Origin of the sequence: Nonlabens antarcticus, assembly GCF_015356755.1 — a bacterium.
In the GTDB taxonomy this organism is placed as follows: Bacteria; Bacteroidota; Bacteroidia; order Flavobacteriales; family Flavobacteriaceae; genus Nonlabens; species Nonlabens antarcticus.
Genome location: NZ_JADFCO010000065.1, coordinates 641,568 through 658,056, shown reverse-complemented (window position 1 = coordinate 658,056; position 16,489 = coordinate 641,568). Strand labels below are relative to the sequence as shown.

14 protein-coding genes and 1 tRNA gene are annotated in these 16,489 nt (G+C 38.9%); 9 read left to right on the top strand and 6 right to left on the bottom strand.

Annotated features, from left to right (window positions below):
* Position 1 precedes the first annotated feature (1 nt).
* Positions 2 to 1,789: a ribonucleoside-diphosphate reductase subunit alpha gene (locus tag IQ282_RS11125; RefSeq protein ID WP_194851922.1), complete on the top strand. Its 1,788-nt coding sequence runs from the start codon at positions 2 to 4 to the stop codon at positions 1,787 to 1,789.
* Between the two features lie 394 nt (positions 1,790 to 2,183).
* Here IQ282_RS11125 and IQ282_RS11120 read toward each other — a convergent pair whose 3' ends face one another.
* Entirely contained in the window at positions 2,184 to 2,756 is a 573-nt protein-coding gene (locus IQ282_RS11120) for a DUF3109 family protein (RefSeq protein WP_194851962.1), read from the bottom strand.
* A gap of 451 nt (positions 2,757 to 3,207) precedes the next feature.
* Between IQ282_RS11120 and IQ282_RS11115 the strand changes: the two genes are divergently transcribed.
* Both IQ282_RS11115 and IQ282_RS11110 read left to right on the top strand, forming a co-directional pair.
* Entirely contained in the window at positions 3,208 to 3,810 is a 603-nt protein-coding gene (locus IQ282_RS11115) for a MarC family protein (RefSeq protein WP_194851921.1), read from the top strand.
* Positions 3,811 to 3,812: 2 nt separating this feature from the next.
* Complete coding sequence (locus tag IQ282_RS11110; RefSeq protein WP_194851920.1) at positions 3,813 to 4,010, top strand: hypothetical protein; 198 nt, start codon at positions 3,813 to 3,815, stop codon at positions 4,008 to 4,010.
* On the opposite strand, the gene IQ282_RS11105 is transcribed toward IQ282_RS11110, so the two are convergent.
* The 4 genes from IQ282_RS11105 to IQ282_RS11090 form a co-directional block, all read right to left on the bottom strand.
* A complete protein-coding gene (locus IQ282_RS11105) occupies positions 4,007 to 5,590 on the bottom strand; it encodes a S41 family peptidase (protein WP_194851919.1) in 1,584 nt (527 codons plus the stop codon). The genes IQ282_RS11110 and IQ282_RS11105 overlap by 4 nt on opposite strands.
* Complete coding sequence (locus IQ282_RS11100; protein ID WP_194851961.1) at positions 5,587 to 6,018, bottom strand: deoxycytidylate deaminase; 432 nt, start codon at positions 6,016 to 6,018, stop codon at positions 5,587 to 5,589. Before IQ282_RS11100 ends, IQ282_RS11105 begins: the two co-directional genes overlap by 4 nt.
* A 165-nt stretch (positions 6,019 to 6,183) precedes the next feature.
* A complete protein-coding gene (locus IQ282_RS11095; protein WP_194851918.1) occupies positions 6,184 to 6,771 on the bottom strand; it encodes a HupE/UreJ family protein in 588 nt (195 codons plus the stop codon).
* Between the two features lie 83 nt (positions 6,772 to 6,854).
* Positions 6,855 to 8,882 carry a TonB-dependent receptor family protein gene (locus IQ282_RS11090; RefSeq protein ID WP_194851917.1) on the bottom strand — a complete coding sequence of 676 codons (2,028 nt, stop codon included), beginning with the start codon at positions 8,880 to 8,882 and terminating at the stop codon, positions 6,855 to 6,857.
* Between the two features lie 262 nt (positions 8,883 to 9,144).
* Here IQ282_RS11090 and IQ282_RS11085 point away from each other — a divergent pair, with 262 nt between their 5' ends.
* On the top strand, positions 9,145 to 11,427 hold the full coding sequence (locus tag IQ282_RS11085; protein WP_194851916.1) for a response regulator: 2,283 nt from the start codon (positions 9,145 to 9,147) through the stop codon (positions 11,425 to 11,427).
* 29 nt (positions 11,428 to 11,456) lie between these two features.
* Here the strand turns inward: IQ282_RS11085 and IQ282_RS11080 are convergent.
* Positions 11,457 to 11,538: transfer RNA gene (locus tag IQ282_RS11080), tRNA-Leu, on the bottom strand.
* A gap of 129 nt (positions 11,539 to 11,667) precedes the next feature.
* Here IQ282_RS11080 and IQ282_RS11075 point away from each other — a divergent pair.
* From IQ282_RS11075 to IQ282_RS11055, 5 genes are all read left to right on the top strand, one after another.
* Complete coding sequence (locus IQ282_RS11075; RefSeq protein ID WP_194851915.1) at positions 11,668 to 12,609, top strand: ribose-phosphate pyrophosphokinase; 942 nt, start codon at positions 11,668 to 11,670, stop codon at positions 12,607 to 12,609.
* A 27-nt stretch (positions 12,610 to 12,636) separates the two neighbouring features.
* Positions 12,637 to 13,284, top strand: coding sequence for a 50S ribosomal protein L25/general stress protein Ctc (locus tag IQ282_RS11070; RefSeq protein WP_194851914.1), 648 nt, complete (start codon positions 12,637 to 12,639; stop codon positions 13,282 to 13,284).
* A gap of 66 nt (positions 13,285 to 13,350) precedes the next feature.
* Positions 13,351 to 13,983 (top strand): aminoacyl-tRNA hydrolase, encoded by a 633-nt coding sequence (gene pth / locus IQ282_RS11065; RefSeq protein WP_194851913.1) that lies wholly within the window; start codon positions 13,351 to 13,353, stop codon positions 13,981 to 13,983.
* Positions 13,984 to 14,152: 169 nt separating this feature from the next.
* On the top strand, positions 14,153 to 15,109 hold the full coding sequence (locus IQ282_RS11060) for a bifunctional riboflavin kinase/FAD synthetase (protein ID WP_228547296.1): 957 nt from the start codon (positions 14,153 to 14,155) through the stop codon (positions 15,107 to 15,109).
* A complete protein-coding gene (locus IQ282_RS11055) occupies positions 15,099 to 16,433 on the top strand; it encodes an HTTM domain-containing protein (protein ID WP_194851912.1) in 1,335 nt (444 codons plus the stop codon). The genes IQ282_RS11060 and IQ282_RS11055 overlap by 11 nt, the downstream gene beginning before the upstream one ends.
* Positions 16,434 to 16,489: the final 56 nt, after the last annotated feature.

The window sequence follows — 16,489 nt, the reverse complement described above, 5'->3', positions numbered from 1 at the left end:
TATGAGAGAAAACAACACGACAACACAGAAGGAACAACAGAAAGTTGATGCCCACCAGAAACTCGTTGACGCGAGAAAAGACACATTTAGTAACACAAAACCACAGGAAGAAGAAGGATTCCAGTGGCTTAACAAGAACAGCCGCGATTTTCTAACCGCTGGATATCTTACACCTGGTGCAACACCAGAAGGTCGTATACGTGAGATTGCAGAGCGTGCAGAAGAGATATTGCAGATTCCCGGGTATGCAGACAAATTTTTTGGATACATGAGTGACGGTTTCTATTCACTCGCCTCACCGGTATGGTCTAACTTTGGTCAGCGTCGTGGTCTTCCTATCAGTTGTTTTGGGTCTCATATAAACGATGACATAGGTAATATACTTTACTCCCAATCAGAGGTTGGCATGATGTCAAAACTAGGTGGCGGTACTTCGGGTTATTTTGGTAAAATACGCCCTAGAGGGGCACCCATTAAAAATAATGGTGAGGCTTCAGGCGCGGTTCATATTATGAGGTTGTTTGAATCCATGGTTGATGTTGTGAGTCAAGGATCTGTGCGTCGTGGCCGTTTCTCTCCATACCTTCCCATCGAACATAAAGACATCAAGGAGTTTTTAGAAATAGGAACAGAAGGAAACCCCATTCAAGAACTTACACATGGTGTAACAGTGACTAACGAGTGGATGGAACAAATGATCGCTGGCGATGAAGAAAAGCGTACCCTGTGGGCTCGCGTGCTTCAATCTCGAGGTGAGATGGGTTATCCCTACATTTTCTTTACTGATAATGCAAATGATAATGCAGCAGATGTTTATCAGGATAAAAACTTGAAAATACATGCCAGCAATCTATGTACAGAGATCATGTTGCCCTCAAGTGACGAATGGTCGTTCGTATGTGTATTGTCGAGCATCAACTTGCTTGAGTACGACAAATGGAAGGATACAGATGCGGTTGAAACCATGGTTTATTTTCTAGACGCTGTTATCACAGAGTTTTTAGAGAAACTAGAGGTTTATCGTGATTCTGACAAATTAGAAGATAGACAAACATTCCTATTTATGGAACGTGCCTACAAATTTGCTAAAGAAAACAGATCACTGGGACTAGGTGCACTAGGATGGCATTCTTTATTACAATCCAGAAATCTCGCATTCAACAGTCAGGAAGCATTTGACCTTAACAGTAAGATATTTAAAACACTTAAGGATAAGAGTTACAAAGCAAGTGAAGAACTTGCTCAAAAATTTGGCGAGCCAGAACTTCTTAAAGGCTATGGCCGTAGAAACGCAACGCTTAATGCAGTAGCTCCTACCACATCTAGTGCCTTTATATTAGGTCAGGTTTCTCAGGGAATTGAACCCATCTGGTCAAACATATATGTAAAAGATATTGCCAAAATTAAGACGACCATCAAAAACCCGTACCTCGTAGAGTTATTGGAAGAAAAGGGAATGAATACCCAGGAAGTCTGGCATGACATACGTAACTATGATGGTAGCGTGCAACATCTCGATTTCCTATCTGATGAGGAAAAGGCTGTATTCAGAACCTATAGTGAGATTGATCAGATGGATATTATCTATCAAGCAGCAAATCGTCAAAATCACATTGATCAGGGACAGTCTGTTAACATTATTGTTCATCCAGACATGTCCACTAAAGATGTTAATAAGATTCATATTGCTGCCTGGAAATTGGGGCTGAAATCTCTCTATTACCAACACAGTATGAACGCCGCTCAAAAATTCAAGCAGAAGAAAGACTGTGTGAGCTGCGAGGCATAAGAACCTTATAATTATTTTGAGAAGCCGTCTAATTTATGTGATTAGACGGCTTTTTTAGTGGGATAAAGTGAGCATCAGAGCTATAAAATTGAGAAGTTTTATTACTGTTAACGTACATTTCTGGGCGTGACCACCACGCTATGGCGTGACGGTCGGGCTTTGCGTTACAATCTTTTTACAACTACGTATTTCATACGCAGCTTTAAAAAGGATTTCCACTACAATCCCTCACGCAAAAAGATTTATTGAAAATCATCAGCATTGCTACTTTATGCCAATATGATCTAGGCCCAACATTCAGAAAATAGACAGAACGAAGAAATTGGATTATAGTGAACTATAACTTCTAACTGTTCCTTGATCTCCAGCAGCTAATCGCAAGGCAAAATAAATACTATAAGGAACTCTTCGTCTCCGCAATCTCCGTCAGTTCCCGGAACCACTTTTTGCCAAATTTTCTAATCAGCGCTTCTTCAAGAAATTTGTAAACAGGAACATTCAACTCTTCACCCAACGTACAGGCAGCATCGCATATTTGCCATTTGTGGTAATTCACAGCGGTAAAGTCTGTATATTCTTGCAGACGTACGGGATACAAATGACATGAGATGGGCTTATAAAAAGGCGTTGCCCCATCGCGATAGGCCGCCTCGATCCCGCAAAGTGCGGTACCATCATCTTTGAAGGTCGCATAAGCACATTCTGCATCATTTACCAGAGTAGTTTCTAATTCTCCGTTTTCACGCTCGATCCAGGTTCCCTGTGCTTCAATAGCAGCGATTCCTTCAGGTCTTAAATACGGTTTTATATTCTCATATTCCCGGTCTAATATATCAAGCTCTTTTTGTTCCAGTGGTGCTCCAGCCTCACCGGCAACACAGCAAACGCCTTTACAAGCTGTGAGATTACAGACAAAGTCTTTGTCTAACACATCATCAGAAATAATAGTCTTGCCCAGTTGGAACATAGTCGCTTTTTGAAGATGCAAAGATACGAGGAGTTTCACAGCTGTATGAAGTATGGGTTTTTCAAAGTTTGACATTTAGCATTCCAACTCTTATTCATTAAAAGTCAGATGGTCTTCAGTATTTGTAATATTTAAACTGGAAACTGATTTTGATAACAGACTAATTCGCCATCGTCATATTCTTCAAATAATCGATATCAGGGCTTAATTGGGTTCCTTGTTTGACATTCTAATTATATCCTAATAGAACGAACGATGCCAATGACAATTTGGTTCTAGCATCTATAGTCCGCATAGTTCATTCCTCATTCCATATATCTTGTATCTCATGCAATTTAAGAAGAGTTGTAAAACCGTAATATAGCCAGATTAATAACGCAAATTTAACCTCACGGTCTTACCATTAAAATACTAAACCGCAGTACTTTTGCACGCCGAAAAAAAGAGTGCCATGAATTTAAGTTTGATTTCAGAGATTTTTAATTCCGTGAATTTGAAGGAAATTTTCACCGCCACAATGGTGCTTTTTGCCGTCATAGACATTACTGGAAGCATACCTATTATTGTGGATTTGCGACGTAAGGTGGGTCACGTTCAAAGTGAGAAAGCAACTATAGTTGCCGCTGTATTAATGATAGGATTTATGTTTGTGGGAGAAAGCATGCTGCATCTTATAGGTATAGATGTGAATTCCTTTGCTGTGGCGGGTGCATTCATTATCTTTTTTATTGCACTAGAAATGATTCTGGGCATCCAGCTCTACCGGGATGAAGAACCAGAAACAGCTGCTATTATTCCTATCGCTTTTCCATTGATTGCTGGAGCAGGTACTTTAACCTCGGTATTATCGCTGCGATCAGAATACAGCGCCATTAATATTATAATTGCCATTCTCATCAACAGTATTTTTGTTTACGTGGTACTTAAAAATTCCGGTAGAATTGATAAAGTATTAGGAAAACAAGGTATAAATGTGCTTAGAAAAATCTTTGGAGTTATCTTGCTTGCGATAGCTGTAAAACTATTTGCGACTAACATTAAAGAATTATTTTAATTATGAAATACGTTACTTACGGAATCATGCTTTTGGCAGTTGCCAGTATTGTATTCAATACATTTAAACTTAACTTTTCTCATCTTTTTGCAGGCGAGAGCCAGGTGGCTGTAATCAGCATTGTTGCCGCCCTTTGCGTGGTAATTTTGATGAGTATTCTTCTAATTTCCTATAAAATCAAGGAGAAACAGGAGTCTTAGTATGCTTCCTTACTCAATTCTAAGAGCCGGTCAATTATAGAACTTTTAGAATTCAATAATTTGATCTTGAGTTCTGTTCCATACAATTGCTCTGCGAGGGAAGCCTTTATCAATAACGCTATGTAATCACGATTGCCAGTCAATCGCAATGAACTGCTGTACCTGCGTGCAAATTGATAAAAAGATAATAGCAAGGTTTCTGGAACTTTGTAGTCGTTCGTAAATTCCCTTTTAGACATGTTTCTTAAATACCTTCCCTCGTGTTGTAAATAATCATTTGCTACGCGGTCTGCATATCCTGTACGAGCAAAGAATTCTAGCGTTTGATTTTCATAGCTTTTAGGTCCTGCAACAAAAACATCGGGAATAATTCCTCCTCCTCCATAAACTACCTTCCCTCCTGGTGTGGTGTAGCGCAACGAATCGTTAACTTCAATATTATCCTTATCAGTTAATTCTCCATTTTCATAACGTTTCAAATACTCATTGAAATAATCTTCGTTTCCTTTATTATAGGGTCGCTGGATGCTGCGTCCAGTAGGTGTGTAATAACGCGCTACCGTTAATCTCACTGCACTACCATCACCCAGTTGCATTTCTTGTTGTACTAACCCTTTTCCAAAGCTGCGTCTGCCTATAATTGTCCCTTTGTCATTGTCTTGTAAAGCACCTGCAACAACTTCACTGGCACTCGCGCTATTCTCATTGATCAGAATAAAAACTTTTTTATCTTCAAAATCGCCTGCGCTAGTCGCATAACTATCTTTTCTATTATTTTTCCGGTCTTTTTGAAAAAGAATAAGCTGGCCTTTTTTTAGAAATTCGTCAGCCATTTCTATGGCAGCACTTAGAATACCGCCAGGATTGTCTTGCAAGTCCACGGCAAGTTGAGTAGCTCCTTTTTTCTCAAGCTTTAAAACCGCACGATGAAATTCTGCATTTGTTGTTTCTGCAAAGCGATTGACTTTTATATAGCCCAGCTTTTCATTGAGCATATAAGCTGCTTCCACACTTTCAATTGATACCTCGCCCCTCGTTACTGGAACATTAACGATAGAGGTATCTCCTGGTTTTAAGACGCCTAGAATTAGTTTGCTTCCTGACGCTCCCTTTAGCGCATCTGTAGATATTTTATTTTCACCATACAATGGTTTTCCATCCATAAATAGGATTTTATCGCCACTCTTGATCCCAGCTTTCTCACTAGGTCCTTTACTGATGGTGGAAAGCACAGAGATAGTATCTCTCGTCACAAAATAACGAATTCCTATCCCTACAAAATTCCCTCTCAAATCATCTGCTACAGCTTCTGCTTCATCCGTTGAGATGTAAACAGAATGCGGATCTAGATTTTGTAAAATGCCGTTAACCGCTACATCAACAATGCTATCTGTATTTACCTCATCCACATACCGTTGGTCAATAATATCTATCAACCTGTTCAGCTTACGCTTCTTTGCACTGCCCACGGATACAAAACTATTATCTGATCCGTTTGCTGACAATAAGTTACCTAGTAAAATACCTAAACTGAAGAATATTCCTAGAAATAACGGGTAAAGAAGGTATCGTTTTTTCATGAATCGAGATCGGTAATATGCTCTACTATAACGCCTGCCTTTTCTAGAAATTTCAATCCACTGTCGTCTTTATAATCTTGATGATAAACCACTCTGGTAATGCCACTCTGGTGGATTAATTTGCTGCATTGCTGGCATGGAGACATCGTGATATATAAAGTAGCACTGTGGCAGGATTGTGTAGATGATGCTACTTTTAAAATAGCATTTGCCTCTGCATGTAGCACATACCATTTAGTATACCCCTCTTCATCCTCGCAAAAGTTTTCAAAGCCGCTGGGTGTACCATTGTAGCCGTCACTAATAATCATGCGGTCGCGCACTATGAGTGCACCTACCTTCCTGCGTTTGCAATAGGAAAGCTGTGCCCACTCGCGCGCCATCCTTAAATAGGCGACATCGTATTTATGCTGTTTCTTTGGCTTCAATTCTACAAAAAGTTTTAAATCTGATAAAGTTTCCGTTTCCGCAATCCTGTAAATGTGATAAAGAAACGTGTTCAAGTACTATGGTAATGCACCGACTTCTAAAGTAGTCGCTTTCGCGAAAGCGAACTTAATAAAAGCTGAATAATACAATTTAAAGTTAGCCACTTACCAGATCCATCTGGCAATTAACATCGGGATCACAATCCCAAAAATAATAGCTGAAATTATTTGAGCCCATTCTTTTTTACTAAAGCGGAATAATCCCGTAAAGATAAAGTTTAAGATCAAGACAATGAGAACGATTACCAGTTGTGCGGCCTCTATTCCCAGCGCAAATTCGCCCAGTATCAATAATGTGTTATCATCGCTTCCAGATGCCAGCATGCGGAATGCTCCCGAGAAACCGAACCCATGAACTAACCCAAAAAACAATGCAATTATGGCCGCAAACCATGGTGTATTGTTCTGATGGCGCCTGCCCGCTGTGAATATATTGTAAAGTGCCGTAATCGCTATAGTCACTGGGATCAGGAATTCAATATAAGCCGTACTGAATGAGACTTTTCCAAATGCCACTAACAACAACGAGATGGTGTGACCTACAGTAAAAGCAGTCACTAGCAGTAACAGCTTGCGCCAGCCATTAAATAAATAAGGCACTGCAAGTAAAATTATAAAAAGTATATGATCGTATGCCAGTAAATCTAATACGTGCCAGAATCCCTCGAGAAAGTAAAAAATAAAGTTATCCATGAAAATAATAGGGGTTGATTGAAATGTCTCGAAATATAAAAAGAAGGTGTCAGGCCTGAAACTTTATACCTTACAATCACTCTTTAAATACGCACGCGCAATCCTGTATAAAAGTTGATTCCTGGCGCTGGCTCATAATAACGACCTCCAAATGCATTGATCCGCACATTATCAAAGTAACTGGAATTGAATAGGTTATTAACACCGCCTATGAGGGATACCTTGGTATTTTTAAATTTTATAGGGTAGCTGGCGCTCAAGTCTGTGATAAACGCATTATCTATTTCTGTAGTATTGAAATCATCGGCAAACAGCTTGCCTCGATAGGTAGAATTAAGCTGGATAAATAATCCCTGCGGTTGATCATAGGTAAACCCTAGAGTTGCTAGGTGTTTAGGGATTCCTGGCAATTGATTGTCTTCTAGATTTTCAGCACTCAGTTGATAGTCCTCATATTGAAAATTAGAATATGTGTAACTAGCATTAAGTGACAATCTATTTGTGATGGCTGTATTTGCAAATAATTCAAGCCCGTAGCGACTGCTGCTTCCCGCATTTCTGTAGAAGGTTCTATCAGGAAATTGAGCGAGTTCAAATGGCACAAGATCATCTTTAGTATCGATGTAAAATATTGCCGCATTCCACTCAAATTTCTCTCGCTGGCTCTTAAAGCCTATTTCATAATTTATGGACTTTTGCGCTTCTAGATCTGGATTAAATCCAGTGCTACCATCAGGATTTGCGGACAGCTCACTTAAAGCGGGAGTTTCAAAACTCGTGGCGACGTTTGCAAAAAGATGATCGCTAACAGATAATTCATAATTAAATCCTAGACTACCACTCCAGCTATTGAGATTTCGGGAATTACTATTACTTGCTAAAGTTCTGTCATCTGCTTCTAACGAATTGATATCATAGCGCAATCCTCCCAATAGATTCCATTTACCTATCTCTAATCGATCAACGAGATAAAAACCATAACTGTTATAGGATTCTAGCTGGTTAAAATCTGAATTTCCACGCTCGCCGTTGAGGTTATCAAAACGTTGTCGCTGGTCTGCTTGAAAAGCAAGTGCATATCCTAGCTGGATCTTATTTTGAAAACTGGAACCCATTGTGTCATAGGTCAAATAACTTCCCTGACCATAATAATTGCGATACAGTTCTACCTGACCGCCAGATTCAAAAGGTAATTTATTATCAAAATCTCGATAGGAATAAAATCCATAAGATTCTAAAGCCAGGTTATCCCAACGCTGTTGATAGGAGATTCCAGTTTTAAGCTGGCGTACCTGTTCTTGAGAATTGAATTGTACATTCCTAGACCTCGCTTGTCTTTTATTTTCATTCACCTCTTCTAGGGTGAGACCTCCAGCATCCAGTGCAACAGGACTGTCCGTATAGTTAAACTGGAAGGCAAGAGAGTTTTGGTTCTTAAAATTGAGGGTTGATTTAATGTTGAATTGGTTACTTTCAAAACTACTGTGTTCTCGATAACCGTCGCTAGTCGTGCGGGAAGCAGATATAATCGTTGCGCCATTATCATGTTTAATTCCAGCGGTGGCATCGTATTTATTCATTCCATAGTTACCCAGTACATAACCTACTTGAGCATAGGTGCTGTCAATTTCTGAAATTGTATTTATATTGATCACACCACCTGCAGCATTTCCATATAATAAAGAGGCTGGACCACGCAATATTTGCAGGTTATCAATAATTCCCAAAGTAAGATTGTCAATTTGTCCTTGTCCATCAGGGGTAGTTTCTGGAATACCATCAACCACTATTTTTATTCCACGAATCCCAAAAGCAGATCTCGCCCCAAAGCCTCTAAGGGAAATCCGGAGATCTTGAGAAAAATTATTGCGATTTAACACAAATAAACCCGGAATACCATTGAGATATTCATCAAAAGACAGCTGCTGTTTTGAATTTTGAGAATTTTTAAAAGTTTTAGACGCTACAGAAAATGGCGTTTCTTGAATTTGTTGTTCAATATCTATTGCTGGAAAAACTTTTACAGTTACAGTTTTTAAGGAATCTATTTGAGCGGTCGCTGGTACAGATAACAAACCGGCAAGAATAAATATAAAAAAGTAGATTTTCAAATTATAGATTTTGATAGATTAAGCAGGTGCAATTTTACAACATACCGCGCTGATTAACGACAAAGTCTATTGCTGTGGCAAATGGAATTAAATCCATACTTTGATGTGAAAATAGCTTGAATGATTGGGTATTGAACCATAATTGCTTTTCAATCAGGGTGTCAAAAAATAATACGTTTAAGAATTGGTCATTTTGATCATGATTGAATTCATCGAGATAGTCTATATTTAATTTTTTTAACATTTTATGTTATCATATTAAATGATCAGAAACTGCACTTTCTCTTTAATAGCTCTATTCACACTGAGCATTTGTTTAGGACAACAGAAAGAGGATACTAAGAATGTAAATGACTCTTCCACAGAGCAGCAAGAGCAGCAAGAGCAGCTTAGAGCAATGATCATTGATAGCTACAGGCTTTTTGATGAAGGAAAATTCAGAGAATCGCTACAAAACAACATCAACACCATTAAAAAAGCAGAAGAAGCTGGTGACTTTGTCATCGCACACGCTGCTTACAGCTATTTAGGTTATGATCGCTTGATACTTGAAGACACTGTAAGTGCTCTCAAGGCTTTTAAAAAATCCTATTATTACGCTACCAAAACTAGAAAAACTGACTTAATTGCAGATTCCTATGGAGATCTCGCGGCAGTTTATATTCAAAATCCCAAGACTTACAATAAAGGAATCCGATTTATCGAGAATGCTTTAGAAATGTATCAGACAGAAGGCAATTTAATAGGTCTTCAAAATTCCTACTATGAACTGGCTACAATTCTTTTTAAAAGAGACGATAAGGAACAGTTCAAACAAACATTAGATTCTCTAACTAAATATTCATTGAACTCTTCTCTCGATGAAAGGAATAAGACATTGTACCATAACCTTAAAGCGGAGAGTCATTTAAAAGATAACAAGATAGATGATGCAATTGCTGTCTTAATAGAAGCAATAGATCTAGGAGAGGCAGATAATAGAAACGATGAGTTAGAGAAATCCTATCGCCTCTATGCGCGAGCTCTCAGATCAAAAGAAAACTACATATTAGCTTATGAGATGCTTTCTAAATATGACAGTATTTACCAAATCAATCAGAAAGAGCGCAGCTTATCAGAAAGCAAGAGAATAGCTGCAAAATTTCAGGTGGATGAAGTCCAGAAAGATCTTGATCAAGCGCAACTTAAAACAGATTTACAAGCTCAAAAAGTTCAACAACGCACTCTCTTAAACTATATGCTTATAGGTGTCATCGTGATAGGTTGCGCATTTATAGTATCCCTTATTTACATTGCCCGCAAACGCAAGGTTTTTATAGAATCCCTAGAATTTAAAAATATCCAAGTTGAAAAGGCAAAAAAAGAAGCAGAGCGACTGTCCCAAGTGAAAAGCAGTTTCTTTTCTACGGTTAGTCATGAGTTGCGCACTCCTCTCTACGGTGTTATAGGCCTGACAAGTATTTTACTTGAAAAAAATAAAGATGACGAAAACCTTCAAGACCTTGAATCACTTAAATTTTCCGCAGATTACTTATTAGCTTTAGTGAATGATGTACTGCAGCTCAACAAGATTGATTCCTCAAAAGAATTAGATAATAATAATGAGGTTTTCAGTATTGCGTCATTGATGGAAAATATCATCTCCTCTTTTGAATATATCCGAGTACAAAATAATAATGAAATTAAGGTCAAATATGATAGCAAGCTTCCGCAATTGATTAAAGGGAATAGCATACTATTATCTCAAGTATTGATGAATTTATTAGGCAATGCGTGTAAATTCACTGAAGACGGTACTATTTTTATTGAAATCAAAGTTATTAAGGTAGATGAAGCTATAACCCTGGAGTTTTTCATTACAGATACCGGTCAAGGAATCGCAGAAAATAAAATAAATCAAATTTTTGAGGAGTTCGCTCAAGGCGAAAGCAAAAACTTTTCCTATCAAGGAACAGGTTTAGGACTTGCCATAGTAAAAAGGTTACTGCACTCTACCGGATCAGAGATTAGGGTAGAAAGTGAAGTGGGCAAAGGTTCTACATTCTCTTTCCAGATGAATTTTGAAGTTGTGGAAAACAGTAAACCTTATGATGCGCAAAATGAACACACTTCACTAATTTATGATATACAGAAACTGGATGGGTGTAAAATCCTTGTTGTAGAGGACAACAAAATCAACCAAATGGTCACTCGTAAGATTCTTGAAAAAGACAATGTCCATTGCAAGGTAGCAGAAAATGGTTTGATTGCAGTAGAAATGATTCGCACGGGTCAATATGAACTAGTTCTTATGGATGTAAATATGCCGGTTATGGACGGTTTAGAGGCTACAAGAGAGATAAGAACATTCAGCAAGATTCCTATCATCGCTCTAACGGCAGTAGAGCTTGAAGAAATGAGAGAACAAATTTATTCCTGCGGTATGGACGATATTATCGTAAAGCCGTATGACATTCGCAGCTTCCAGCAAACCATCATGCGACATTTACCGGGCGTTGAGTCTAGCCTTTCCAGATCAACCGAATTTCAAAATAGAATCAAATAAAAAACCAGAACATCGCTGTTCTGGTTTTGTACCTCAGGCCGGAATCGAACCGGCACGCCTTGCAGCATTGGATTTTGAATCCAACGTGTCTACCAATTCCACCACTGAGGCATAATAATTGGGATTGCAAAAGTAACAAATATTCTCAATCTCCAATTTTTTTCCTTTCCTTTTTCTATCCTGCAATAGAAAATAGTTTTACATTTGCAGCCTTAAAATCAAGGCCCTAAACACTTAACAATGCCCTATTCTTATTCAGAAGCAAAACTTTTTGGCTGTAGACAAAGTATGGGTCTCGCTCAATCCATTGCAAAAGAATATGGTGCTTCACTGGGGCAGGTTAATTTTGCCACCTTTAGTGATGGTGAGTTTCAACCCTCCTTTGAAGAGTCTATACGCGGTAGACGTGTATTCTTAATAGGATCCACACATCCCAGCAGCGATAACCTGATGGAATTATTACTAATGATTGACGGTGCAAAGAGAGCAAGTGCCAGACATATCACCGCTGTAATCCCTTATTTTGGTTGGGCGCGTCAGGATCGCAAGGATAAACCACGCGTTCCCATAGGGGCAAAAATGATCGCAAAGATTCTAGAAACAGCTGGAGCTACTCGCATCATTACGATGGACTTGCATGCAGATCAGATTCAAGGATTTTTTGAAAAACCAGTAGATCATTTATATGCTTCTTCCCTTTTCATTCCCTACCTCAAGAAGTTAGGACTGGATAATCTTACCATAGCATCGCCAGATATGGGAGGTTCTAAAAGAGCTTATGCTTATTCAAAAACACTAGAATGTGATGTTGTTGTATGTTATAAACAACGATTAAAAGCAAACATCATTTCTCACATGGAGTTGATAGGTGATGTTACCGGTAAAAATGTAGTCCTTGTGGATGACATGGTTGATACCGCAGGTACGTTAACCAAAGCTGCCGAAGTTATGATGGAACGCGGTGCAAAAAGTGTGAGAGCTATTTGTACACATGCTATTTTATCAGGCAAAGCCTATGAGAGAGTAGAAAATTCCCAATTAGTTGAACTAATTGTTACAGATTCTATTCCCCTTAAACAACAAAGCGATAAGATAAGAGTCTTGTCCTGTGCAAAATTATTTGCTGGAGTAATGTCCAGTGTACAGAACAACGAGTCTATCAGCGATAATTTTATAATGTAATTTCAATTAATAATTAAATAACCCAAAATGAAATCAATCACGATCAACGGATCTAAAAGAGAAAGCGTGGGCAAAAAGGCAACTAAAGCCCTACGTAATGCTGGATTGGTACCTTGTGTAATCTACGGAGGAGACGAGCCCATACATTTTTCAGCAGAAGAAAAAGCGTTTAAGGACCTTATCTACACCCCAGATGCACATACTGTAGTCATCGACCTAGGTGAAGCTGGTAAATTCAATACCATCGCCCAGGATATGCAGTGGCACCCAGTTAGAGAATTGCTACTTCATGCAGATTTCTATCAGATTTTTGATGATAAAATGGTAACTATGGAAGTTCCTGTAAGAAGTACAGGTGTTTCTCGTGGTGTACTTAATGGTGGAGTTCTGAGAAGAAATCTACGTAAATTAAGAGTTAAAGCACTTCCTGCAAACCTTCCAGACTTTATCTCGATGGATATTGCTCCCATGAAAATTGGTGACAAGAAGTATGTGCGTGACTTGAGAGTTGATGAGTATGAAATCATGCATTCTGATTCTCTAGTAGTTTTAATGATCAAAAACTCTCGTACTGCAATCGCAGATGAGGAAACTGAGGAAGAAGTACCAGCAGATGAGGTTCCATCTTCAGAGACAGATGATGTCGCTGCAGTTAAAGAAGGAACGGACGACTAGGTCAAACCTTGAATATTTCACAAGCCGTTCCTGCACTAGCTGGAGCGGCTTTTTTATTTTTGAAGAATGAAATCCATTTGGAAACGATGGTTCGGGACCGTTGATAAACCCGTAACCCACAAAAATGAACCTATGAAAAAATTCCTAATTGTAGGACTGGGCAATCCTGGTGTTAAATACAGTGAAACCAGACACAACATAGGCTTCAAGATTCTCGATCAAATTGCTACAGATAAGTCCGTGAGTTTTGAAACCCTGAAATTGGGCGATGTTGCGACCACAACCCACAAGGGAAAAAAAGTAATTTTACTCAAACCTAATACGTTTATGAACCTATCTGGCAAGGCGATTAAATATTACCTTAAGCAGGAAAACATATCCATTGATGAATTGCTGGTAATTACAGATGATCTCAATCTAGAATTCGGTACGATACGTATGAAAGGAAAAGGTAGTGACGGCGGTCATAATGGCCTTAAAGACACGCAAGTGCAATTAAACACTCCTAATTATCCGCGGCTTAGATTTGGAATTTCTGATGCGTTTTCTCAAGGAAACCAGGTGGATTATGTACTGGGTGAATGGAACAGTGAGGAACTTAAATCCTTGCAGGAGCGCATGGATACGGCGGCAGCGGCGGCACTGGCTTTTATACACGGCGGCCTTGCAAATGCCATGAACGAGTACAATGGCAAGTAAAACCAAGTTGATTTAAATGTGAATGATGATGTTAAGTTCGCTTTCGCGAAAGCGGAATTGATCACACCTTATAACATCTTGTAAATGTCTTTATACCAAAAACATTCTATAAATTAAAGGACTTAGTTCCCTATAATTATCTTATAAATTCTCGATAGATTCAATTAATTTGCAAGAGGTAAAACCGGAAAACGTATTGAAAACCTACCAAAATATTAACCAGTACAAATCGCAAAAAAAATCTGTGGTAACCATCGGTACTTTTGATGGATTGCATCAAGGGCATCAGCAGATTCTTAAAAAAGTGATTGATCGTGCGACTGATTCTGAACTCACCACGGTTTTGCTGACTTTTTTCCCTCATCCTCGTATGATTTTGCAGCCAGATCACGATCTTAAATTGATTAATACTATTGATGAACGGGTCGATCTGGTTGCAGAAAGTGGCATCGAGCACATGATCATTCATCCATTTTCACTAGAGTTTTCAAGAACAACAGCACATGATTATGTAAAGAACATTCTGGTAGATCAATTAAACGCAGCGGTAGTCGTTATAGGATATGACCATCATTACGGTCGCAATAGGACCGCAAGTATCGAGGATTTACGCGAGGATGCTTTAGAATATGGTTTTGAAATCATAGAAATTTCTAAAGAAGAAATTGAAGAGGTTGCAGTAAGCAGCACTAAAGTGCGCATCGCTATCAATGAAGGTGATGTAGAAACAGCTAATCAATATTTAAATAGACCATTCAGTATTTCAGGAACGGTGGTGGAAGGGAAACAAATAGGTCGTACCATGAATTACCCCACCGCAAACCTAAAAATTAAGGAGGAATACAAACTCATTCCTAAGTCTGGAGTATATATTACCAGCAGTATAATAGATGGCCTAAAGGTATGGGGAATGACGAACATAGGCACAAATCCTACGGTTCCTGGGGCTGATCAAAGCCAGAAAATTGAGACTTATTATTTAGATTTTGATAGCGATCTCTACGGCAAGAAGCTGGAACTCAAATTTCATCAACGATTGCGGGACGAGGAAAAATTCAAATCCATGGATGAGTTAAAGTCCGTCATGGCACACGATGAAACAAAAACGAGGGCGTATGCACAGTAGCCTGGATCGATGGCTTTTTAAACAGGTCGACAATTCTGCACTGGTATTGTTTCGGGTCATTTTTGGGTTGTTGCTTGCTGTTGAAGCTTTTGGATCTATGGCAACAGGTATGGTGCGTCGTCAATTTATTGATCCTGAATTTACCTTTACATTCATAGGTTTTGAATTTCTAGAACCGTTGCCAGGCAACGGGATGTACGTTCTCTATAGCATCATGGGAATAGCCGGACTACTTGTGATGGTGGGCTTTAAGTATAGAATGGCAATTACATTCTACGCAATTACATGGACTTATATCTATCTACTGCAAAAATCCAGCTACAACAATCACTGTTATTTATTGATGTTGCTCAACTACATCATGATCTTCTTACCAGCTCATAAGTCTGCTTCTGTAGATGCAAGACTTTATCCTAAAATCCGCATGGAGCACATGTCGCGCTGGATTTACATATTTATCATCGCCTTAATCTGGATTGTTTATGCGTATGCGAGTGTGGCAAAATTTTATCCAGACTGGCTGGATGGTAGTTTTCCTAGGTATTTAATGAGCATACGTGCTAAGAATTGGAACATTCTACAAGAACCATGGACACATGAAGCAATCAAGTATTTTGGGTTGTTTTTTGATATATTGATCGTTCCATTTTTATTATGGAAACGAACCCGCTGGCTTGCTGTAATGGCTTCCGTTTTCTTCCACCTCTTTAATAGTATTGTATTCAAGATTGGGATTTTTCCCTACATGGCTTTATCATTTTTAATCTTCTTTTTCTCAGTTACAAAAATCCACCAATGGTTTTTATGGAAAAAACAGTTCTATGACAAAGGAGAAATAATCATTCCTAAATCGCGCAATCTCATCATAACATGTAGCAGCGTTTTCTTACTAGTAATGTTATTGTTACCATTGCGTCACTGGACAATCAAAGACGATGTTTTCTGGACGGAAGAAGGTCACAGGATGAGCTGGCGCATGATGTTGCGCAGCCGCACTGGCAAAGCTCAATTTTTTATTGAAGACAAAGCGACCGGAGTTCGATCAAGAGTCAAACTAAGTAATTATCTCTCACCGCGCCAGAAGAACTCTGTACAAAGCAAACCTGATTTTATGTGGCAGTTTGCGCAACGTCTCAAGAAAGATTACGCAGCACAAAATATGGATATCGCGGTTTATGTAGATGCTAAGGTAGGTATCAATGGCCGCCAGCCCTCCCAATTTACAGATCCAGATATAGACCTTGCCGCCACGGAATGGAGCCACTGGAATCATGCGGTGTGGATACTACCGTCGCCTGGGTACGATCGTGTAAAGAGTCGCTAAAACTTAAGCACTGCTTCCCTACGTTCTTAGCGTTAGAAATAGTAATTTTATAAGCT